Origin of the sequence: Streptomyces acidiscabies, from assembly GCF_020010905.1 — a bacterium.
GTDB lineage: Bacteria > Actinomycetota > Actinomycetes > Streptomycetales > Streptomycetaceae > Streptomyces > Streptomyces acidiscabies.
Genome location: NZ_JAGJBY010000001.1, coordinates 3,006,005 through 3,026,621, shown reverse-complemented (window position 1 = coordinate 3,026,621; position 20,617 = coordinate 3,006,005). Strand labels below are relative to the sequence as shown.

Genomic DNA, 20,617 nt, shown 5'->3' with positions numbered 1-20,617 from the left:
CTTGGCCGACGCCCCTTACCCAACCAGCGTGTTCACGCCCGCGCCGTCCCCTCCCCCGCCAGCGCCGCGACCCGCTCCACCCCGAACACGTACCCCTGCACCCCGCACCCCGCGATCACCCCGTCCGCGCGCAGCGACACGTACGAGTGGTGCCGGAACGCCTCCCTCTTGTGGATGTTGGAGATGTGGACCTCGATCACCGGCAGCCCGTCACAGGTGTTGAGGGCGTCGAGGATCGCGACGGAGGTGTGCGAGTAGGCGCCCGGGTTGATGACGATCCCGCAGTGGTCCATCCGTGCCTCGTGGATCCAGTCGACGAGCTCGCCCTCGTGGTTGGACTGCCGGAAGTCGACCGTGCCGCCGTGGGTGGCCGCCGCCTTGACGCACAGTGCCTCGACGTCCGCGAGCGTGTCGGACCCGTAGATCTCCGGCTGGCGCTGGCCCAGGAGGTTCAGGTTGGGGCCGTTGAGGATCATGATCGGGGCGTTGGCCAGGGTGCGGGGCACGGTTCCTCCGGTCCGGTCGGGGCGGCCCGGCGGGGCCGCCGCTCACCTCCGGTTTATCACGGTGCGCCGTTCGGGTGAGGCCCGTACCGTGCGGTCATGGCAGCTCCCGCGTACCCGCCCAAGCCGTCCCCCGGTGACCGTGTCGCCGTCGTCTCGCCGTCCGCCGGGCTGCCCGGCCTCTTCCCGCGCCCGTTCGACCTCGGACTCGCGCGCCTGCGTGAGGAGTTCGGCCTGGAGCCGGTCGAGTACCCGACGACCCGCAGGATGGGCGCCACCCCGCAGGAGCGCGCCGCCGACCTGCACGCGGCCTTCGCCGACCCGCGGATCAAGGCGGTGATCGCGTCCATCGGGGGCGACGACCAGATCACCGTCCTGCCGTTCCTGGACCGGGAGCTGATCCGCGCGAACCCGAAGCCGTTCTTCGGGTACAGCGACAACACGAACCTGCTGGCCTACCTGTACAGCACGGGCATCGTCGGCTACCACGGCGGAAGCGTCATGGTGCAGTTCGGCCGCCCTCTCGCCATGGACCGCGAGACCGCCGGCTCCCTGCGCGCGGCCCTGTTCACCTCGGGCCCCTACGAACTGCGCCCCGCAGCCCGCTGGGGCGACATCGAGGGCGACTGGGCCGACCCGGAGACCTTCACGCGCGCGCCCGAGACCCGCCCCGGCACCGGCTGGACCTGGCTGAACGCCGACCGCGTGGTGGAGGGCCGCAGCTGGGGCGGCAGCCTGGAGATCCTCTCCTGGCTCCTGATGGCCGACCGCGAGATCGCCGCGGACCCTTCGGTGTACGACGGCGGCGTGCTGTTCCTGGAGACCTCCGAGGACCTGCCCAGCGCCACGGAGGTCTTCCACGTCCTGCGCAACATGGGCGAGCGCGGGCTCCTGAGGCGCTTCCCGGCGCTTCTCATGGGCCGGGCCAAGACATGGTCCTTCGAGCGGCCGAACGGCCCTCAGGCGAGCGCACAGCACGCCGCCGACCAGCGCGCGGCGGTCGAGCGGGCGCTGAAGACGTACGCCCCTGACACGATGGCCGTCTTCGACGTCGACCTCGGCCACACGAACCCTCAAATCGTCGTCCCCTACGGCGGTGTCGTACGGGTCGACGGCCTCGCGCGGCGCATCGTCGTGCACTACTGAGCCGCCGGGGCGCGCCCCCGATGCTCCGTGCGCCGCCGTGACGCACGGTGGTCACGGCTGGTTGACGCGGTATGCAGCCTGTACGCGCGGTGACATCACCGGCATCACCCTCCATGCCCCGGCTCGCCGCCGCCTCCCTCGCGGGGACGGCCATCGAGTTCTACGACTTCTCCGTCTACGCGACGGCGGCGGCGCTCGTCCTGGGGCCCCTGTTCTTCCCGACGTTCTCGCCCCTCGCGGGCGCGCTGGCGGCCTTCGGGACCTTCGGGATCGGGTTCGTCGCACGTCCCCTGGGGTCGATGCTGTTCGGACACGTCGGCGACCGCCACGGACGGCGTCCCGTGCTGGTCGTGTCGCTGCTCCTGACGGGTGCGTCGACGGTCGCGGTCGGCTGCGTCCCGTCGTACGCGTCGATCGGGGTGGCCGCGCCGGTGCTGCTGCTCGTGCTGCGGTTCCTCCAGGGGCTGGGGCTCGGCGGCGAGTGGGGCGGCGCGGTGCTGCTGACGGCGGAGCACGCGCCGGCCGGACGGCGCGCTCTGTGGTCGAGCTTTCCTCCGGTGGGAGGCGCTGTGGGGTTCGTGCTCGCCAACGGGGTGATGCTGGGGCTGTCGGCGGGACTCTCGCCGGAGCAGTTCGCGTCCTGGGGATGGCGGGTGCCGTTCTGGGCCGCGGGGGTGCTCGCGCTCGCGGGAGTGTGGCTGCGGTCGTCCCTCGCGGAGAGTCCCCGCTTCCTGGAGATCGACGACCACGCGCGCGTGCCGCTCGTCGAGGTGTTCGTCCACCACCGGCGGCTTCTTCTGCTGACGGCCGGAGCGCTGGCCGCCGGGTACGCGGTCTTCTACACGGTGACGACCTGGTCGCTCGCCTACGCGACGGAACGGCTCGGCGTGAGCCGTACGGTCATGCTGACGTGCGTCATGGCCGCCGTCGTCGTGCAGGGGGCGCTCACCCCGTTCGCGGCTCACCTGGGAGACCGGTTCGGGCGGCGGCCGATGTGCCTGACCGGGTGCGTGCTGACGGTGCTGTGGATGTTCCCGGCGGTCGCGCTCCTGGCGACCGGTGAGCCGCTGCTGATGTTCCTCGGGGTGCTGGGGGCGCTGCTCGCGTTCACCGTGATGTTCGCCGTGATCGGCGCATATCTCCCGGAACTCTACGAACCGCGCGTCCGTTGTACGGGTGCGGCGGTCGGCTACAACCTCGGCGGGGTCCTCGGAGGCGCCCTCACCCCCCTCGTCGCGACCACCCTGGCCGAGGGCTCCGGCCGGGTGCCGTGGGGCGTGGCGGCGTACCTGACGGCGGTGGCGCTGGTGAGCCTGGGCTGCTTCGCGCTGCTGCCGGAGACGCGGCCGGTGGCGGTCGTACGAGGGGCTGCGGTGGACCGCGTCACAGGTTGACGGCGTTACGGGCTGACGGCATCACAGGTTGACCGCGTCACGGGTTGACCGCCAGCTCCAGATACGCGGCGAACAGCACGAGGTGCACGCCCCCTTGCAGCGGCGTCGCCCGCCCCGGCACCACCGTCAGGGAGCCGACGACGACGGTCAGGGCGAGCAGGACCATGTGGGTCGAGCCGAGGCCGAGAACGAGCGGTCCGGAGAGCCACACGGAGGCCAGGGCGACCGCCGGGATCGTCAGGCCGATGCTCGCCATGGCCGAGCCGAGGGCGAGGTTGAGGCTGGTCTGGACGCGGTCGCGGCGGGCGGCCCGCAGGGCGGCGATGGTCTCGGGGAGCAGGACGAGCAGGGCGATGACGACGCCGACGACCGCGTGGTGCAGTCCGGCCGACTCCACTCCCGACTCGATCGTCGGGGAGACCCCTTTGGCGAGGCCGACCACGCCGATCAGGGCGAGGCCGAGGAGGCCGAGGCTGACGTACGTGGTGCGCAGGGACGGCAGGTCGGCGTGGTCGTCGGCGGCCAGGACGTCGCCGTCATGGGTGACCGGCAGGAAGTAGTCGCGGTGCCGTACGGTCTGGGTCGCCACGAACAGGCCGTACAGGACGAGCGACGACAGCGCCGCGAAGGTGAGCTGGACCGTGGAGAACTCCGGCCCCGGCTTGCTGGTCGTGAACGTCGGCAGGACCAGGCTGAGCACGGCCAGCGTCGCGACCGTCGCGAGCGCCGCGCCGGTGCCCTCCGGGTTGAAGACGGCCGTGCCGTGCCGCAGCGAGGCGACGAGCAGGCAGACGCCGAGGATGCCGTTGCAGGTGATCATCACGGCGGCGAAGACGGTGTCCCGCGCGAGCGTGGAGCTCTTGTCGCCGCCGTCCACCATCAGGGTGACGATCAGGGCGACCTCGATGATCGTGACGGCGACCGCGAGGACCAGCGAGCCGAAGGGTTCGCCGACCCGGTGGGCGATGACCTCGGCGTGGTGGACGGCCGCGAGGACGGCTCCGGCGAGGACCAGGGTGACCAGCGCGACGACCGCGCCGGGGAGGTCGCGGCCCCAGGTGAACACCAGGAGGACGACCGCGAGGACCGGCACGGCCGTCGTCCACCGGGCGGTGAGTGCCCGAAGCCCAGTGATCATGCGGCGATCGTCGCAGACGGGGCGAGGAGTCGCATGTGGAGGTTCCCTGGGGTCGGTCTCGCGTGGACGTCCGGACATGAAGCGGTGCCCGGCGTCGTCGCCGGGCACCGTTCACCGCCGTGCGGGGATCAGCTGGTGACGCTGTCCTTCTCGGCCGCCTCGGCCTCCGCCTGCTTCTTGGAGGCCCGCAGGCTCGTGATCGTCGTGACGACCAGGACCCCGCAGATGACGCCCAGGGAGACCGGGATGCTGATCACCGGGACGTGGACCCCCGACTCGTGCAGCGCGTGCAGGACGAGCTTGACGCCGATGAAGCCGAGGATGACGGAGAGGCCGTAGCTGAGGTGGACCAGCTTGCGCAGCAGCCCGCCGAGGAGGAAGTACAGCTGGCGCAGGCCCATGAGGGCGAACGCGTTGGCGGTGAAGACGATGTACGGGTCCTGGGTGAGGCCGAAGATCGCGGGGATCGAGTCGAGCGCGAACAGGACGTCCGTGGTGCCGATCGCGAGGATGACGACCAGCATCGGGGTCATGACCCGCTTGCCGTTCTCCTGGACCCACAGCTTCGTGCCGTGGTAGCGGTCGGCGACGCCGAAGCGCTTCTCGACGGCCTTGAGGAGCTTGTTCTCCTCGAACTCCTCCTCCTCTTCGTCGGCGCGCGCCTCCTGGATGAGCTTCCAGGCGGTCCAGATGAGGAAGGCGCCGAAGATGTAGAAGACCCAGGAGAAGTTGGCGATGATCGCGGCACCGGCGGCGATGAAGATCGCCCGCAGGACCAGGGCGATGAGGACGCCGATGAGCAGGACCCGCTGCTGGTACTGGGACGGGACCGAGAACTTCGCCATGATCAGGATGAAGACGAAGAGGTTGTCGACGCTCAGCGACTTCTCGGTGATGAACCCGGCGAAGAACTCCCCGGAGGGCTCACCGCCGCCGAATATCGCGAGGCCGAGGCCGAAGAGCCCGGCGAGGGCGATCCAGACGACCGTCCAGATCCCCGCCTCCTTGATGGACACGTCGTGCGGCTTGCGGCCGATGAAGAAGTCGACCGCGATGAGGGCGCTGAGGCCCACGATCGTCAGGACCCACAGGGTCAAGGAAACATCCACTGCTGTGCCTCCGGCAGTACGTAACGGCAGATACTCAGCGTCGCGTCGCGCTGCCGGAGGTCTCTTCCACCCACTTGTGGGCCGACGCCCCGGGATCTGGCCTGATCCGTATTGACGGGTACGCCGCAGTTGTCAGGGAGTACTCCCCTCCGTACGGAAAACAGTACCCCAATCACCAAGGAAAGGTAAAGCGATTGGCAAAAGAAAGATCAAAAACGCAGGTCAGGGCTCTTTACTAGGGCTTGGTACGAGCTGCCGCGACCTGCGCGAGGACCTGCTGGAGCACCCCGCTGCCGGGCGGCACGAGCGCCGGTTCGTACGTCCACGCGTGCCCCACCCACGGGTCGGCGAGGTAGTCGTCCGGCACCGGCGTCAGCCGCAGCAGGGACCGCCACAGCGGGTCGAGCAGCGGGCCGTACGCGGTCGCGTCCTCCCGGTCGGCGACCATCATCAGGTGCACGCCGACGCCCGGGCCCTCGTCCGCGAGGTAGCGCAGCTGCGTCACCGCGCGGTCGTCGAAGCCGTGCGGGAAGTCGTTCACGACGAGCAGCTGGTGCGCGGGGTCGAAGTCCGGCGGCAGCGCGTCCGGGGCGCCGCCGCGCACCGCCATCTGCACCAGGTCGACGCGCTGTGTGAGCCGCCCGAGGACGTCCGCCACCCCGGCGGCGCCCACGGCGGGCGGCCCGGCCAGCACGCCCGCCCCGGCCAGCGGGGCCAGGGACGACGCCGCCGCACCGGCCGCGTCCACGACGTGCACCGTGAACGCGCCCGCCGGATGCGCCGCGAGCAGCCGGGCCACGTGCGCGACAGCCATGTCCAGCGCGAGCCGCCGTACGTCGTACGCGTCGACGACCGCGCCGTCCGCCGCGCCGACCGCCCCGCTGTCGATCCACAGCCCCCGCTCCAGCGGCAGCCTGACCAGCATCGGGATGCGCAACTGCTCGCTCTCCGGCAGCCGCAGATCACCCAGGCGCAGGGCCATGGGGAGTTCCTCGGGGACCCGGTAGGCGTGCCAGACCGGGTTGTCCCAGCCCGCGTAGGACGGCGGCAGCGCGGGTTCGACGACCTCGGACTCGGCGACGAGCTGCGTCAGGTCCCGGTCGAGGACCTCGCGCGCCTGGTCCATCAGCTGGGTGTGCTTCGCGCGCGCCGCCTCCCGCGCGGCGTCGGCCTGCCCGCCCATCCGCGCGCGCGGGTCCGCGAGCGCCTCGTCCAGCTCCCGCTCCATGCGCGCGTCCGCGAAGTCGACGGCACTGCGGTAGGCGGCCGTCGTGCGCGCGTAGTCCTCGAACATGCCCCACACCTGGTTGTAGAGCCGCTCCTCCATCGACCACCCGGTCGCGTCCCCCGCGACGGGCCGCGCGGGCTGTCCCGGCGAGGCCGGGGGCGCGGTCGGCGGGGGCGGCGGAGGGGTCGTGCGGCGGCGGGGGTGGGTGTAGTCGACGCCGCTGTCCTGCGCGCCGTAGAGTCCGGCGCCCTGCGGGGGTGCGGCGGGGGGTTCGTCGTAGGGGCTGCCGTACGGGCCTGCCGGCGCCGTCGGGCGGGCGTCGTACGGCGTCGCGTTCTGGTCCTGGGTGAGGGGGGCCGGGACCGGCGGGGCCGGGGTGGGGGCGGTGGCCTGCTGGATCGTGGACGCGACCTGGTGGGCCTGGGGCAGGCCCTGGTCGGTGAGGAGTTCGGCGAGGCCGCCCGCGTAGCCCTGGCCGACGGCGCGGACCTTCCAGGCGCCCTGGCGGCGGTACAGCTCCACGGCGACGACGGCCGACTCGGCGTCGAGGCCAGTGAGGGTGAACGTCGCGAGGTCGGTGCCGTCGGCGCCCGCGACCGCGACGAACGGGGCCGCCGAGGCGCCGAAGCGGACGGCCCCGGCGCCGCCCGGCAGCGCGAGCAGCACGTGCACGCGGTGCGCGCGCTGCGGTACGGCGTCCAGGTCGACGGCGATACGGTGCTCGCGGGCGGCCTGCCGGGGGACCTCCAGGCCGGGCAGGGCGGGCGCGCCGGGGTGGGCGACCCACTCGGGGCCGGGGACGCGCCCCTGGTCGTCGCCCAGCGTCACCCCGGCCACGACCGGGGCCGCGGCCGAGACCCTGATCACCAGGCGGACCTGGGAGAGCGGATGGTTCTGCCCCCGCGTCAGCTCGGCCGTCATCGCCTGTCGTCCCCCTGTGTCGTGCTGTGTGGTTGTGGTGCCGCGGCCCTCAGAGGACCGGCTGGATGGCCGGCATGAGGTCCTGGAAGGTGCGGCCGTTGGCCGGGGTGCCGATGGCGGTCATCGACCAGCCCTGGCCCACGCGGTGCACCTTGGCCATGATCTGGGCCGTGTAGTTGCCGCCGCCCGCGAGGGTGTAGCGCGCCAGCTCCTGGCCGTTGGTCTCGTCGACCAGGCGGCAGAACGCGTTCTGCACCTCCTGGAAGGTCTGGCCCGTGAAGGAGTTGACGGTGAAGACGATCTGGTCGATGTGGACCGGCACGCGCGAGAGGTCGACGAGGATCGCCTCGTCGTCCCCGCCCTGGCCGACGCCGCCGACCAGGTTGTCGCCGGTGTGCCGCACGGAGCCGTCGTCGCTCACCAGGTGGCGGAAGAACACGACGTCGACCGGCTGCTGGTCCGCGAAGAGGACCGCGGAGGCGTCGAGGTCGATCTCGCGGGTGCGGGAACCGAACAGGCCGCGCCGGGGGGCCGCCTGCCAGCCGAGACCCATCCGCACCGCGCTCAGGCTGCCTCCGTCGTTCTTCTGAAGACTGATTGCCTGACCCTTGGTCATGTTGACGGTCACGAGCCGATTCCCCTCTCGAACTTCCCCTGTTCCCGCGGGCTCCGCGGATGTTCCAGAACCCTACGCAAAGCCACTGACAGTGCCGTACCCGGGAGCGCGTTTTGTGTCGGTCCTGCAACACAGCGCGTACTGCGCGGCGCTCCCGGATACGCGGGTCATGCCAGGCCCCCCTCCTTCATCTGGCGCAGTTCCTTCTTCATCTCGGAGACCTCGTCCCGCAGCCGGGCGGCGACCTCGAACTGGAGGTCGGCGGCGGCGGCGCGCATCCGCTCGGTCATCGCCTCGATCTGGTCGGCGAGGTCGGCGGCCGGAGTGTCCGTGGGGACGGTTTCCTTGGCCCTGCCCTTGGCGGACTTGGCCGCCTTGGCGCGGGCCTTCTCGCCGAGCGACGGCACGGGCGCCTTGGTGCCGCGGCCGTCCTTCTTCGCGCGGTAGCCGCTGCCGAGGAGTTGTTCGGTGTCGACCTCCTCGCGCGCGATCTGGGCGACGATGTCGTTGATCTTCTTGCGCAGCGGCTGGGGGTCGATGCCGTGCGCCGTGTTGTAGGCGACCTGCTTCTCCCGGCGCCGGTTGGTCTCCTCGATGGCGCGCTCCATCGCGGGGGTGATCCGGTCGGCGTACATGTGGACCTGTCCGGAGACGTTGCGCGCGGCGCGGCCGATGGTCTGGATCAGGGACGTGCCCGAGCGCAGGAAGCCCTCCTTGTCGGCGTCGAGGATCGCCACCAGGGAGACCTCGGGCAGGTCGAGGCCCTCGCGCAGGAGGTTGATGCCGACCAGGACGTCGAACTCACCGGCGCGCAGTTCGCGCAGGAGCTCGATGCGGCGCAGCGTGTCGACGTCGCTGTGCAGGTAGCGGACGTGGATGCCGAGTTCGAGGAAGTAGTCGGTGAGGTCCTCGGCCATCTTCTTGGTGAGGGTGGTGACCAGGACGCGCTCGTCCTTCTCGACCCGGTCGCGGATCTCGTGCACCAGGTCGTCGATCTGGCCCTCGGTGGGCTTGACGACGACCTCGGGGTCGATGAGGCCGGTGGGGCGGATGATCTGCTCGACGGCGCCGTCCGCGCGCGAGAGTTCGTACTTGCCGGGGGTCGCCGACAGGTAGACCGTCTGCCCGATGCGCTCCTGGAACTCCTCCCACTTCAGGGGGCGGTTGTCGAGCGCCGAGGGGAGGCGGAATCCGTGGTCGACGAGGGTGCGCTTGCGGGAGGCGTCGCCCTCGTACATCGCGCCGATCTGCGGGACCGTGTTGTGCGACTCGTCGATGACCAGCAGGAAGTCGTCCGGGAAGTAGTCCAGGAGGGTGTTGGGCGGGGAGCCCGGTTCGCGGCCGTCGAAGTGCATCGAGTAGTTCTCGACGCCGGAGCAGGAGCCGATCTGGCGGAGCATCTCCAGGTCGTACGTCGTGCGCATGCGCAGGCGCTGGGCCTCCAGGAGCTTGCTCTGCTTCTCCAGTTCGGCGAGGCGCTCGCCGAGTTCCTTCTCGATGTCGTTGGCTGCGCGCTCCAGGCGCTCGGGGCCCGCGACGTAGTGGGTGGCCGGGAAGATGTGGAGCTGCTGGTCGTCGCTGATGATCTCGCCGGTGAGCGGGTGGAGCGTGGAGAGGGCCTCGATCTCGTCGCCGAACATCTCGATGCGGACGGCGAGTTCCTCGTAGACCGGGAAGATCTCGATGGTGTCGCCGCGCACCCGGAACGTCCCGCGCGTGAAGGCGAGGTCGTTGCGCGTGTACTGGATGTCGACGAAGCGGCGCAGCAGGTCGTCCCGGTCGATCTCCTCGCCGACCTTCAGGCGGACCATGCGGTCCACGTACTCCTGCGGCGTGCCGAGGCCGTAGATGCAGGAGACGGAGGCGACCACGACGACGTCCCTGCGGGTGAGCAGCGAGTTCGTCGCGGAGTGGCGCAGGCGCTCGACCTCCTCGTTGATCGAGGAGTCCTTCTCGATGTAGGTGTCCGACTGCGGGACGTACGCCTCGGGCTGGTAGTAGTCGTAGTACGAGACGAAGTATTCGACCGCGTTGTTCGGCAGGAGCTCGCGGAACTCGTTCGCCAGCTGGGCGGCCAGGGTCTTGTTCGGCGCCATCACGAGCGTGGGGCGCTGGAGCTTCTCGATCATCCACGCGGTGGTGGCGGACTTGCCGGTGCCGGTCGCGCCGAGGAGGACGATGTCCTTCTCACCGGCCTGCACGCGCTGGGCGAGTTCGGCGATGGCCGCCGGCTGGTCGCCGCTGGGCTGGTAGGGGCTGACGACCTCGAAGGGCGCCACCGTACGTTCGATGCTGGAAACGGGCCGCATGCCATCCACCGTACGACCCCCCACTGACAACGGGTCCCCATCAGGGGTTTTCCGTGTCAGCGGCGCTGCGGTTCCCGGACCTCGCGGCGGGCGGTGCGGCGGGCGCGGACGCTGGGGCGGCGGCCGGTGTGGTGGCCGGCCGGGTGCGCGGGGACGCCGGGTTTGTGCTCGACGGGCGGTACGGCGGGTCTGCCCATGACCATCAGGGGGTCGAACACGACGACGACGGCCGCGAGCGCGAGGAACGCGAGGGGGCCGATCAGCATCGGGGCGAGCAGGGAGGCGGGCGAGTCGCCGGAGGTGGTGTCGCCGGGGTGTGTGTGGACGCTGAGGGCGGCCATGCCGGTGTAGTGCATACCGGTGACGGCGAGGCCCATGACGAGGCTCGCGCCCACGCTCCAGAGGAAGCCTCTGACCTGTCCGGCGGCCCACAGCGCCGCTGTCGCGGCCCCCATGGCGATCGCGACGGACGCCGCGACGGTGAACGTGTTGTACTCCAGGCGCCCGTTGAGCTGCATACCGGCCATGCCCAGGTAGTGCATGGAGGCGATACCGAGGCCGGTGATCGTCCCTCCGGTGAACAGCGCGGTTCCCGAGGCCCCCTTGTAGCCGACGATGAAGATCCCGACGCCGACCATGAGGATCGCGACACCGAGGCTCGTGTACGTGAGGGGTTTGTCGTACCGGATGGGTGCACCCTGGACGGTGAATCCCATCATCGCGACGAAGTGCATCGTCCAGATGCCGGAGCCGATCGCCGCCGAGCCGAGGGCGAGCCAGCCGGGGCGCCAGGAGTGGGAGACGAGCAGGGCTCTGGTCGTACAGCGCAGACCGAGGGCTCCGCCGAGGCAGGCCATGAAGTAGGCCACCATCGGGGTGACGAGTCCGTAGCTGAATCCGTCGACCGTGCCTTGCATGCGGGGTTGCCCTTCCGCCCTGTTGATTGATTTTCCCTGGAATGCGCCCCTTCCCAGGACCGCCGAGCGGTCAGGGTTGACGCAGAGAGTATGACCCCCACCGGAATGGTCGAACGATTTTCCGGCAAAGAAACACGCCCTTGCCCCACTTGTGCGCCTGCGGTGCGCGCGTGTGGCTGTCGCCATTCATTCTGTGGCCATCCGCGGTCTCCTCCTGCGCCGCCCCTGTGATGTCACAGTGAATCCCGACGTGATCACAGGAAGCGAGGAGTCGTCATGCACGCGCGTGTAGCCGCCGTTACCTCCACCGCTCTTCTGGGCACCGCCGCGGTCCTCTTGGCGCAAGCGCCGGACGCGAGCGCGGCAGCCCGTCCCGCACCCGTCGTCGTGGCCCACCGGGGCGCCTCCGCGCGGGCGCCCGAGAACACGCTGGCCGCCGTCGACAAAGCGGCGGAAATGGAGGTCGCCTGGGTCGAGAACGACGTCCAGCGGACAAAGGACGGCGAACTCGTGGTGATCCACGACGACACGCTCAGGCGCACCACCAATGCGGCCAAGATCTTCCCGGGCCGGGCGCCGTGGAAAGTGAAGGACTTCACCGCGGCGGAGATCGCCCAGCTCGACGCGGGGAGTTGGTTCGGACCCGCGTTCGCAGGTCAGCGGGTGCCGACGTTGAAGCAGTTCGTGAACCGCCTCGACACCCACCGGCAGAAACTCCTCCTGGAGATCAAGAATCCGCAGCTCTATCCCGGTATCGAACAGCAGATCATCAAGGTGCTCGGCAACGAGGGATGGCTCGATCCCTGGCATCTGACCAGCCGTCTGATCGTCCAGAGCTTCGACGCCGCGAGCATCCGTACGGTGCACGGCCTCAGGCCGGCCGTCCGCACCGGGTTCCTCGGTACGCCCGCCGTGGCCGATCTGCCGTCCTACGCGCGGTTCGCCGATCTGATCAATCCCTCGCACACGACGGTGACGAGCGAGTACGTCTCCGCCGTGCACGCGCTGCGGGGGCCGCACCACCGGCGGCTCCAGATGTACGTCTGGACGGTGGACGACGCCGTCAACGCGCGCAAGGCCGCCGGGTACGGGGTGGACGGGATCATCACGAACAAGCCGGACGTGGTGCGGGCCGCGCTGCCGTAGGAGCTTCCCGGGGGCGTTGTCAGTGGCGGGTCGTACGGTGGGGGCATGAGCGGTGACGGGGAGTTCGGGCAGCGGGTCGGGTGGGCCGTCGTGGACAGCGGGATCGGGCCGCTGCTGCTGGCCGCGACCGATCAGGGGCTGGTCAACATCATGTTCCACGCGACGGACGCGGTGCGGGAGCGGGCGCTGGAGCGGCTCGGGGACCGGTTGGGGGCGGTTCCCGAGGCGGCGCCCGGCTCGCCCGTGCTGGCCGAGGCGGTGCGCCAGGTCGAGGAGTACTTCGCCGGGCGGCGCCGGGACTTCGCGCTGCCGCTGGACTGGTCGCTGATCTCCGGCTTCAACCGGCGTGTGCTGCGCGAGCTGGCGGCCGGTGTGCCGTACGGGGCGGTCGTCGGGTACGGCGACCTCGCGCGGCGCGTCGGCCGGCCGGAGGCCGCGCAGGCGGTGGGGGCGGCGATGGGGTCCAACCCGCTGCCGGTCGTGGTGCCTTGCCACCGGGTGGTGGAGAGCGGCGGCGGGATCGGGGGGTTCGGGGGCGGGCTGGAGACCAAGCGGCGGCTGCTGGCGCTGGAGGGGGTGTTGCCGGAGCCGTTGTTCTGAGGCGAGGCTCCGGCGCGGGCAGGGGGCCGGCCGTCAGTCGTAGTGCCGTGCCTCCACCACGTTCCCGTCGGGGTCGCGGAAGTAGAAGCTGCGCGGGGCTTTCCCGCGGGCCCCGAAGGAGCCGTGGGCGACGGGGGAGGTGGGGACGTCGAGGGACTCCAGGCGGGCGCGCAGAGCGTCGTAGGCGGGCGCCTGGAGGGCCAGGCAGACGTGGTTGACGGGATGACCGGCGCTGGCCGCGGAGTCGGGGAGCATGCGCATGTCGGGCGCGAGGGTGAGGGGCATCAGGTCGAGAAGGGTGTCGTCGTTGACCCGTACGGAGGGGAACGGGACCTCGCCCGCCGTGAACTCGGGGAGCCGTACGGGGTCGAGGCCCACCGCGCGCGCGTAGAAGCCGGCGGAGGCGACGGGGTCGCGTACCCAGAGCACGACGTGGTCGAGACGTGCGGAGTTGTCCGTCATGCACCCCAGGCTGGTGGTGTCTCCCACAGGCCGCAAGAGTTTGACCGGCCAGAACGATCGCCAGAGATGAAAGGGAGAACGACCGACAGGAGGCGGGCCCATGGTGCTGATGGTGTCGGAAGAGGTACGGGAGGCGCTCGCCGCGCGCAGGCCCGTCGTGGCACTGGAGTCGACGATCATCGCGCACGGGCTGCCCCGGCCGCGCAACCTTCAGGTGGCGCGCGAGCTGGAGGCCGTCGTCCGCGCGGAGGGTGCCGTACCGGCGACCGTCGCCGTGCTGGACGGGCAGCCGCGCGTGGGGCTCGACGAGAAGCAGTTGGAGCGGATCGCCGACAGTGACGGCATCCGCAAGCTGGGCCATCGTGACCTGCCGCTCGCGGTGGCCTCCGGGGCGAGCGGGGCGACGACCGTCTCCGCGACCGCGCAGCTCGCCGCGCTGGCCGGTGTGCGGGTGTTCGCGACCGGTGGGCTCGGCGGGGTGCACCGGGAGTGGACCCTCACTCAGGACGAGTCCGCCGACCTCGGGCTCCTCGCGCGCACGCGGATCACTGTCGTGTGCGCGGGCGTCAAGTCCATCCTCGACGTCCCCGCGACGCTTCAGCGCCTGGAGACGCTCGGCGTGGCCGTCGCCGGGTACGGCACGGACCGCTTCCCCGGCTTCTACCTGTCCGACTCCGGCCACCCTGTGGAGTGGACGCTCCGTACGCCCGGTGAGGTCGCCGAGGTGATGCGGGCGCAGGACCTTCTCGCCGGGCCGGAGTCCGCCCTCATCGTCGCCAACCCCGTCCCCGAGGAACAGCAGCTGGAACCGGGCCTCCACGCGCGCGTACTCGCCGACGCGCTCCAGGCGTGCGAGGCCGAGAACATCACCGGCCAGGCCGTCACCCCCTTCCTCCTCTCCTACCTCGTCCGCCACACCGACGGGGCGTCCCTGGAGGCCAATCTGGCGGCCGTACGCGGCAATGTGCGGCTCGCCGGGCGCATCGCGGCGGCTTGGGTGGGGGATTGAGGGGGCGGGGCGAGAGGGGGGCTTCTGGGAGCGGGGCGGCGGGCGTGGTGGGGCGAGGAAGGCTCGGCGAGGTCTGCTCGGGTGACTCGGTGAGCGGTTTCGGTGGGTTGTTGGTTGTCGGGGACGTCGTCACCGATGTGGTTGCGCGGTATCGGGGGCCCTTGGACGTGGGGACCGACACCGCGGCTGTTGTGCGGCGGCTGCCGGGTGGGGCGGGGGCCAATGTGGCGTGCTGGGCGGCCCATTGGGGGTGCGGGGATGTGCGGCTGCTGGGGCGGGTCGGGGTGGCCGAGGCGGGGTGGCACGAACAGGAGCTGGTGGGGTGCGGGGTACGGCCGTACCTGGTCGTCGATCCGGAGGCCCCGACCGGGACGGTCATCTGTCTGGTCGACTCCGGTGCGGCGGCCGAGCGGACGTTCCTCACGGACAGCGGCGCGGCGTTGCGGCTGGCGCCCGGTGACTGGTCGGAGGAGCTGCTCGACGGCGTCGTACGGGTGCACCTCTCGGGGTACCTGCTGTTCTCCGCCGACGGACGCGCACTGGTCCGCGTCGTCCTCGCGGGCGCCCGCGCGCGGGGAGTGCCGGTGAGCCTCGATCCCGCGTCGGCCGGTTTCCTCAAGGAGCTGGGCGCCGAACGGTTCCTGGAACTCGTCGACGGCATCGACGTACTGCTCCCCAGCCGCGACGAGGCGTGCCTCCTGACCGGCCTGCGGGACACGGCCGACGCGGCGGTCGAACTCAGCCGCCGTATCCCCCTGGTGATCGCCAAGGACGGCCCGTACGGCGCCCTGGTGGCCCACGCCGGTTCCCTCCTCGCGCGCGTGCCCGCGGTGCCCGCACAGCCCCACGACACCACCGGCGCGGGCGACGCGTTCACCGGCGCTTTCCTCGCGGCCCTGACGACGGGTGCCTCCCTGGAGGCCGCAGCAGCGGAGGGGTGCCGCGCAGGCGCACGCGCGGTGGAGGTGGTGGGCGCTCGGCCGCCGGGGCGGTGAGGGGCGGTACGACGAGCTGGGAGCTTCCCGGTGTTCGCCGGGCGGAGGGGTGGCGGGGGCGCGGTGGACCGGGGGCCGTTGGAGGAGAACGGTGAGAGCCCGGAGCGTAGACCGCGGGTGCCGTCGGACACACGCGCACGCGCCGCGCAGGCGGCAGGCGGCAGGCGGCAGGCGGCAGGCGGCAGGCGGCAGGCGGCAGTACAGCCTCGCTCCCCCACGGCCCCCGCGCGCGTGCCGATCAGGGGTCAGCGCCCCCACAGCGACCTCGCTCGGCGCACCACCCCCTGTATGCGTGCCGACCAGCGGACGGCGGCTTGGGCCTCCTCGGCCTTCCCGCACTGCCCTCGCGCGCGTGCCGACCAGAACGCATCCGCCAGACGCTCACTCCCCCGAGCCCGGCCCCACCCGCACGCCGACCTGTCGCCACGCCCCCGTCCGACAGGTCGAGCAGCACCCCACGGCACTCTGCTCAGCAGCCCTTCCGGCATGGCCGACAGCTCCTCGCGGCACCCCCGGTCCGCTCCCGTCCGGCAAGGCGCGTTGCCTGTCCGGCGGCGCAAGCCCTGGCGGCCCGGCGACGCCGGGCGAGGCGCCGGGCCGTATCCGTACGCGGCTGTACGCCCGGACGCGACGGGCGACGCCGCACCGGCCCGCCGCCCCACCGCACCCACCTCTCCGCCGTTCCCGCCCCGCGCTCCCGCCGCACCGCGCGCCTCCCCGGCCCGCTGTACCACGCGCCTCCCCGACGGCCCCGCCCCACCACACCGCGTACCTCCCGATCCCCACCTGGCCACGCCCTCCCCGAAGACATCCCCGCGCCCGCCCTACCCCTTCCTCCCCCACGCCGAGATCATCGGTGCCGTCGCCAGGTCCATCTCCCCCGTCGCCACGTTCGCGAGGTGGTGGTCGATGTCCTCGTCCGTCGCGAGGCCCGCGGTGATGAGGTCGGTGCGGAGGTGGCGGATCGTTGCGGATTCGAGGGCGGCGCAGGCGGGGGAGGCGAGGGGGAAGTACGCGTCGGCCTCTACGCGGTGGAGGCCGGCGTCGCGGAGGAGGCGGGGCAGGCGGCGGCCGTAGGAGAGGTCGGCGCCGCGTTCGGCGAGGAGCGTGCGGAAGGCGTGGCGCAGACGGTTGGCCAACTGCTGGGCGGGGCCGTGTTCGTCGGGGCAGAGGAGGGGCTGGAGAGCCGGGTCGGCGTCCTCGACGAGCAGGCGTCCGCCGGGGCGGAGAGCCTTGATCATGGAGTGCAACGCCCGTTCGCGGTCCGGGACATGGACGAGTACGAGCCTGGCGTGGACGAGGTCGAACCCCTCCCCCGGCGGCTCCTCGGCGCCGACGTCGTGGACGCGGACCTCGATGGGCGGGCGCGCGGCGCGCGCGAGGTGGGTGGTGTCGATGTCGGTGGCGAGGACCCGGCCGGTGGGCCCGACCTTCTTGGCGATCCAGGAGGCGACGGAGGTGCCGCCCGCGCCGACCTCCCAGCAGCGCCAGCCGGGGCCGATGCCGAGCGCGTCGAGGTGGCGGAAGGTGGTGGGGTCGAAGAGCGTGGCGAAGGCGTCGAAGCGCTCTCCCGCCTCGGCCCGCCGGTTGTCGAGGAGATACCCGTCGGTTCGCGTCATGATCGGATCATCCCATTTACCCCGGTTCCCGGATGCGGGCGACGCGGCCGGAAATCCGCTCCCCGCATGGCTTCCCGTACCAGGGGAACAGAGTTGTCCACAGGGGAGTACAGAGCGGAATCAGAGTTTTCCACAGGCTTACCCGACCCTTGCCCCGACCTGGCACACTGGCCAGCCAAGCGCGGGAAACGCGGCGTACGGGGAGCCGGCGAGGAGATCCACATGACCATGGCGGGGAATCTGCGGAAGGTCACCGGCCTGGGCGGGGTCGGCGGCCTGCGCCGGGTGGCACGGCTGGCGCGGCGGCGCACGAAGGTCGATCTCAGCCATCACGCGCGCTCGCCGCTGGGCTCCTCCGTGGTGAACTGCGTGACCTACAAGGAGGGTGCCCGGGCGCCCTCCGGCGCCGATCTGGTGGAGACGGTGGAGCGGGTCCGCAAGCAGGGCCACGGCTTCGTCTGGCTGGGGCTGCACGAGCCGACGAACGCCGAGTTCGCGGGCATCGCCGAGCTCTTCGACCTGCACCCGCTGGCGGTCGAGGACGCGGTGGAGGCGCACCAGCGCCCGAAGGTGGAGCGGTACGGGGAGACGCTGTTCGCGGTCTTCAAGACGGTCTGCTACGTGGAGCACGAGCAGTTGACGGCGACCAGCGAGGTCGTCAACACCGGCGAGATCATGGTGTTCGTCGGCCCCGACTTCGTGATCACGGTCCGGCACGGGCGGCACGGCTCGCTGGGCCCGCTGCGCGAGGAGCTGGAGGCGGACACCGCGCAGCTCGCCAAGGGTCCCTCGGCGGTGCTGCACGCGATCGCGGACCATGTGGTGGACGACTACCTGCACGTCACGGACGCGGTGCAGGCCGACATCGACCAGGTGGAGACGGACGTCTTCGCGGAGGACGGCGCGCGGGCCGACCCGGGCCGGATCTACCAGCTCAAGCGTGAACTGCTGGAGCTGAAGCGGGCGGTGGTGCCGCTGGGCCGTCCGCTGCTGGACCTCGCGGACCGTCCGGTGCGGGTGGTCGACCCGGAGATACAGGCGTACTTCCGGGACGTCTCGGACCATCTGCAGCGTGTCACCGAGCAGATCGCCTCCTTCGACGAACTGCTGAACTCGATCCTCCAGGCGCACCTGGCGCAGGTGACGGTCGCGCAGAACGAGGACATGCGGAAGATCACCGCGTGGGCGGCGGTGATCGCGGTGCCGACGATGGTGTGCGGGATCTACGGCATGAACTTCGACCACATGCCGGAGCTGCGCTGGAAGTTCGGGTATCCGCTGGTGCTGGGGGTGATAGCGACGGCGTGCCTGGCCCTGTACCGGGGCTTCCGGCGCAACGGCTGGCTCTGACGGAGGCAGGCCGGTACGCCGGAAGCGGGGGCGGTGCGGTCACGTGCGGGCCCGGTCAGCCGCGGGCGTACACACTCTCCGCCCACGACGCGATCTGGCTCTCCGTGAGGTGTTGTGCGAGGTCGGCCTCGCTGATCATGCCGACGAGGCGTTTGTTCTCGATCACGGGGAGCCGGCGGATGCGGTGCCCCTGCATCTCCCGCAGCACCTCGTCGACGTCGGCTCCGGCGTCGATCCAGCGGGGCGTGCCCTGGGCCATCTGACCGGCGGTCACCTTGGCCGGGTCGTGCCCCATGGCGACGCAGCCGACGACGATGTCGCGGTCCGTGAGGATGCCGCAGAGCCGGTCGTCCTCGTCGCTGATGGGCAGCGCCCCGACGTCGAGGTCGCGCATCAGCTGGGCGGCGCGGTCGAGGGTCTCGTGCATGGGGATCCACTGGGCGCCCCGGTGCATGATGTCTCCGGCGGTGGTCATGGACTGCCTCCCTGGCCGGACGGCCGGCACGGCGCGGACGCGCCGCTGTCCCGGCGCCCTACATTCTTGCCGCGCATCGGGCGGACCGCATGTCCACGAGGCGGGCCCGGCAACGCCGGGCGTCCCGCCCCCGTCAGGGTGCCCCTCAGGCCGAGAACCCCACGACCTTCTCCGGAACGACTCGGATGATCACCCTGACCTCGTCGTCCTTCTCGCCGGGCGGGTCGATGCCCAGGTACCTGTGCGCGAGGTCGTGCGGGAGCCGCTTCTCGGGGTCCGGGAGGATCTCGGCGCGGCCCCGGATCTCGACCGAGGCGTAGGGGTTCGCGAGGTCGAAGACCGTGAGGCTGATGCGGGGGTCGCGGCGCAGGTTGCGCACCTTCTGCCGGTTGTCCAGGGAGGTCAGCAGGACGGTGTCGTCCTCGCGTTTCATCCAGACCACCGAGTTGTGCGGGGCGCCGTCGGGGCCGAGGGTCGCGACGGACGCGAAGTTCTTGCCGTCGAGGAGGGCGCGGACGGTGTCGTCGAAGAAGATCGCCATACCGACACCCTAGTTAGATGCACGCGCATTCAATAGCACTTCGGTCAACTCTCCCTCGCTTGTTCGCTCTCAGCCGTTCCACGCGGGGTGCCGAGGGTCATCGGCCCGCACCAGAACGTCCGCGCTCGCCGCCGGGTCGGTCTCTTGCTCGTACCGCTCGAAGGCGGGCAGCGTCCACTGCTCGTCCTGCGGGGTACGGCGGCGCAGGGAGCCCTGGGAGAGGTGGACGTGGACGCTGAGGTCGAAGGGGAACCAGTGCCGCAGCAGGAGCGGGCCGTGGAGCAACAGGAGTCCGCCGGGCGGGAGTTCGACGTACGGGCTGCGGGTCGCGCGGTCGGTCGCCGGGTCCCACAGGTCGGGCAGGATACGGCCGGTGCCGCCGGGTTCGAGGGGGCCGAAGACCTCGCGCCACAGCGCGCGGGTGTCGAACCAGCCGTCGTAGTAGGCGTCCACGTCGTGGTGGCCGTACTCGAAGCGGAGCGACGCGGGGCGCAGGAAGCCGTGGGTGTCGACGACGCGGGAGGGCCGACCGCGCGCCCGCAGGCCCTCCGCGACCCGCGCCGCGAGGTCCCCGGGCCGGGCTGCCGGAGCGCCGTCGAAGGCGATGCGTGGCCAGGGGCCGCCGTCTGTCGGTTTCAGATCGGACAGTCGCTCCGCCAGGAGGTCGGAGAGCCGGTCCCAAGTGATCGCTTCTAGTCGCACAGTGGTCATGATGCGTCAGGGGCGGCGGCCGGCTTCGGGGAGGTGGGCCTCGCTCCACGCCCGGGCCGCGTCGAGGAAGGGCAGGAGGGTGCGGCCGAGGGGCGTGAGGGCGTACTCGACGCGGGGCGGGTTCTCGTCGTACGCGGTCCGCGTGACGTATCCGTCGCGTTCCATCGCGCGCAGGGTCTCGCTGAGGACCTTGGGGGTGGCCCGGATCGGCACGCGGAGTTCGGTGAAGCGGCGGGGGCCGCCCTCAAGGCAACGGATGACCATTCCTGACCACTTTCCCCCGATCCTGAACGGAACGTCGGCAGAGGGGCAGGCGGGATGGAACATGTCCGGGCGGAGTGCGTCGGTCATCCGTCGAGGTTAGCGCCGATACCGTTGCGGTGACCGGCACTTCGTGGTCCATGCTCCGGGCCGGGCGGCGAGACGCG

20 protein-coding genes are annotated in these 20,617 nt (G+C 71.4%); 7 read left to right on the top strand and 13 right to left on the bottom strand.

The window, feature by feature from the left end:
• Positions 1 to 32 precede the first annotated feature (32 nt).
• Positions 33 to 506, bottom strand: coding sequence for a type II 3-dehydroquinate dehydratase (aroQ, locus tag J8M50_RS14130; RefSeq protein WP_010352491.1), 474 nt, complete (start codon positions 504 to 506; stop codon positions 33 to 35).
• Between the two features lie 96 nt (positions 507 to 602).
• Here aroQ and J8M50_RS14125 point away from each other — a divergent pair, with 96 nt between their 5' ends.
• Positions 603 to 1,649 (top strand): S66 family peptidase, encoded by a 1,047-nt coding sequence (locus tag J8M50_RS14125; RefSeq protein ID WP_010352492.1) that lies wholly within the window; start codon positions 603 to 605, stop codon positions 1,647 to 1,649.
• A gap of 113 nt (positions 1,650 to 1,762) precedes the next feature.
• Positions 1,763 to 3,043, top strand: a complete 1,281-nt coding sequence (locus tag J8M50_RS14120) for an MFS transporter (protein ID WP_010352493.1) — start codon at positions 1,763 to 1,765, stop codon at positions 3,041 to 3,043.
• A 37-nt stretch (positions 3,044 to 3,080) separates the two neighbouring features.
• Here J8M50_RS14120 and J8M50_RS14115 read toward each other — a convergent pair whose 3' ends face one another.
• From J8M50_RS14115 to J8M50_RS14090, 6 genes are all read right to left on the bottom strand, one after another.
• Positions 3,081 to 4,181: a calcium:cation antiporter gene (locus J8M50_RS14115; protein WP_010352494.1), complete on the bottom strand. Its 1,101-nt coding sequence runs from the start codon at positions 4,179 to 4,181 to the stop codon at positions 3,081 to 3,083.
• A gap of 128 nt (positions 4,182 to 4,309) precedes the next feature.
• Positions 4,310 to 5,290 carry a TerC family protein gene (locus J8M50_RS14110; protein WP_010352496.1) on the bottom strand — a complete coding sequence of 327 codons (981 nt, stop codon included), beginning with the start codon at positions 5,288 to 5,290 and terminating at the stop codon, positions 4,310 to 4,312.
• A gap of 235 nt (positions 5,291 to 5,525) precedes the next feature.
• Complete coding sequence (locus J8M50_RS14105) at positions 5,526 to 7,439, bottom strand: TerD family protein (protein ID WP_010352497.1); 1,914 nt, start codon at positions 7,437 to 7,439, stop codon at positions 5,526 to 5,528.
• Positions 7,440 to 7,488: 49 nt separating this feature from the next.
• Entirely contained in the window at positions 7,489 to 8,067 is a 579-nt protein-coding gene (locus J8M50_RS14100) for a TerD family protein (RefSeq protein WP_010352498.1), read from the bottom strand.
• 155 nt (positions 8,068 to 8,222) lie between these two features.
• Entirely contained in the window at positions 8,223 to 10,364 is a 2,142-nt protein-coding gene (uvrB, locus tag J8M50_RS14095; protein WP_010352499.1) for an excinuclease ABC subunit UvrB, read from the bottom strand.
• A gap of 56 nt (positions 10,365 to 10,420) precedes the next feature.
• Positions 10,421 to 11,281: an MHYT domain-containing protein gene (locus tag J8M50_RS14090; RefSeq protein ID WP_010352500.1), complete on the bottom strand. Its 861-nt coding sequence runs from the start codon at positions 11,279 to 11,281 to the stop codon at positions 10,421 to 10,423.
• 276 nt (positions 11,282 to 11,557) lie between these two features.
• Between J8M50_RS14090 and J8M50_RS14085 the strand changes: the two genes are divergently transcribed.
• Both J8M50_RS14085 and J8M50_RS14080 read left to right on the top strand, forming a co-directional pair.
• Positions 11,558 to 12,427: a glycerophosphodiester phosphodiesterase gene (locus tag J8M50_RS14085; protein ID WP_010352501.1), complete on the top strand. Its 870-nt coding sequence runs from the start codon at positions 11,558 to 11,560 to the stop codon at positions 12,425 to 12,427.
• 45 nt (positions 12,428 to 12,472) lie between these two features.
• On the top strand, positions 12,473 to 13,027 hold the full coding sequence (locus J8M50_RS14080) for a methylated-DNA--[protein]-cysteine S-methyltransferase (protein ID WP_010352502.1): 555 nt from the start codon (positions 12,473 to 12,475) through the stop codon (positions 13,025 to 13,027).
• A 33-nt stretch (positions 13,028 to 13,060) separates the two neighbouring features.
• Here J8M50_RS14080 and J8M50_RS14075 read toward each other — a convergent pair whose 3' ends face one another.
• Positions 13,061 to 13,489 (bottom strand): VOC family protein, encoded by a 429-nt coding sequence (locus tag J8M50_RS14075; RefSeq protein WP_010352503.1) that lies wholly within the window; start codon positions 13,487 to 13,489, stop codon positions 13,061 to 13,063.
• A gap of 100 nt (positions 13,490 to 13,589) precedes the next feature.
• Here J8M50_RS14075 and J8M50_RS14070 point away from each other — a divergent pair, with 100 nt between their 5' ends.
• Positions 13,590 to 14,498: a pseudouridine-5'-phosphate glycosidase gene (locus tag J8M50_RS14070; protein ID WP_010352504.1), complete on the top strand. Its 909-nt coding sequence runs from the start codon at positions 13,590 to 13,592 to the stop codon at positions 14,496 to 14,498.
• Positions 14,499 to 14,587: 89 nt separating this feature from the next.
• Complete coding sequence (locus J8M50_RS14065; protein ID WP_029183683.1) at positions 14,588 to 15,493, top strand: carbohydrate kinase family protein; 906 nt, start codon at positions 14,588 to 14,590, stop codon at positions 15,491 to 15,493.
• 824 nt (positions 15,494 to 16,317) lie between these two features.
• Here J8M50_RS14065 and J8M50_RS14060 read toward each other — a convergent pair.
• Positions 16,318 to 17,112: a methyltransferase gene (locus J8M50_RS14060; RefSeq protein ID WP_010352506.1), complete on the bottom strand. Its 795-nt coding sequence runs from the start codon at positions 17,110 to 17,112 to the stop codon at positions 16,318 to 16,320.
• A 222-nt stretch (positions 17,113 to 17,334) separates the two neighbouring features.
• Here J8M50_RS14060 and J8M50_RS14055 point away from each other — a divergent pair, with 222 nt between their 5' ends.
• A complete protein-coding gene (locus J8M50_RS14055; RefSeq protein WP_010352507.1) occupies positions 17,335 to 18,462 on the top strand; it encodes a magnesium and cobalt transport protein CorA in 1,128 nt (375 codons plus the stop codon).
• Positions 18,463 to 18,517: 55 nt separating this feature from the next.
• Here J8M50_RS14055 and J8M50_RS14050 read toward each other — a convergent pair whose 3' ends face one another.
• From J8M50_RS14050 to J8M50_RS14035, 4 genes are all read right to left on the bottom strand, one after another.
• Entirely contained in the window at positions 18,518 to 18,937 is a 420-nt protein-coding gene (locus J8M50_RS14050) for a CBS domain-containing protein (protein ID WP_010352508.1), read from the bottom strand.
• A 145-nt stretch (positions 18,938 to 19,082) separates the two neighbouring features.
• Entirely contained in the window at positions 19,083 to 19,478 is a 396-nt protein-coding gene (locus J8M50_RS14045; RefSeq protein ID WP_010352509.1) for a PPOX class F420-dependent oxidoreductase, read from the bottom strand.
• Positions 19,479 to 19,547: 69 nt separating this feature from the next.
• On the bottom strand, positions 19,548 to 20,189 hold the full coding sequence (locus J8M50_RS14040; protein WP_059047483.1) for a nucleoside/nucleotide kinase family protein: 642 nt from the start codon (positions 20,187 to 20,189) through the stop codon (positions 19,548 to 19,550).
• 6 nt (positions 20,190 to 20,195) lie between these two features.
• Entirely contained in the window at positions 20,196 to 20,540 is a 345-nt protein-coding gene (locus J8M50_RS14035; RefSeq protein WP_029183684.1) for a winged helix-turn-helix transcriptional regulator, read from the bottom strand.
• Between the last annotated feature and the right edge of the window lie 77 nt (positions 20,541 to 20,617).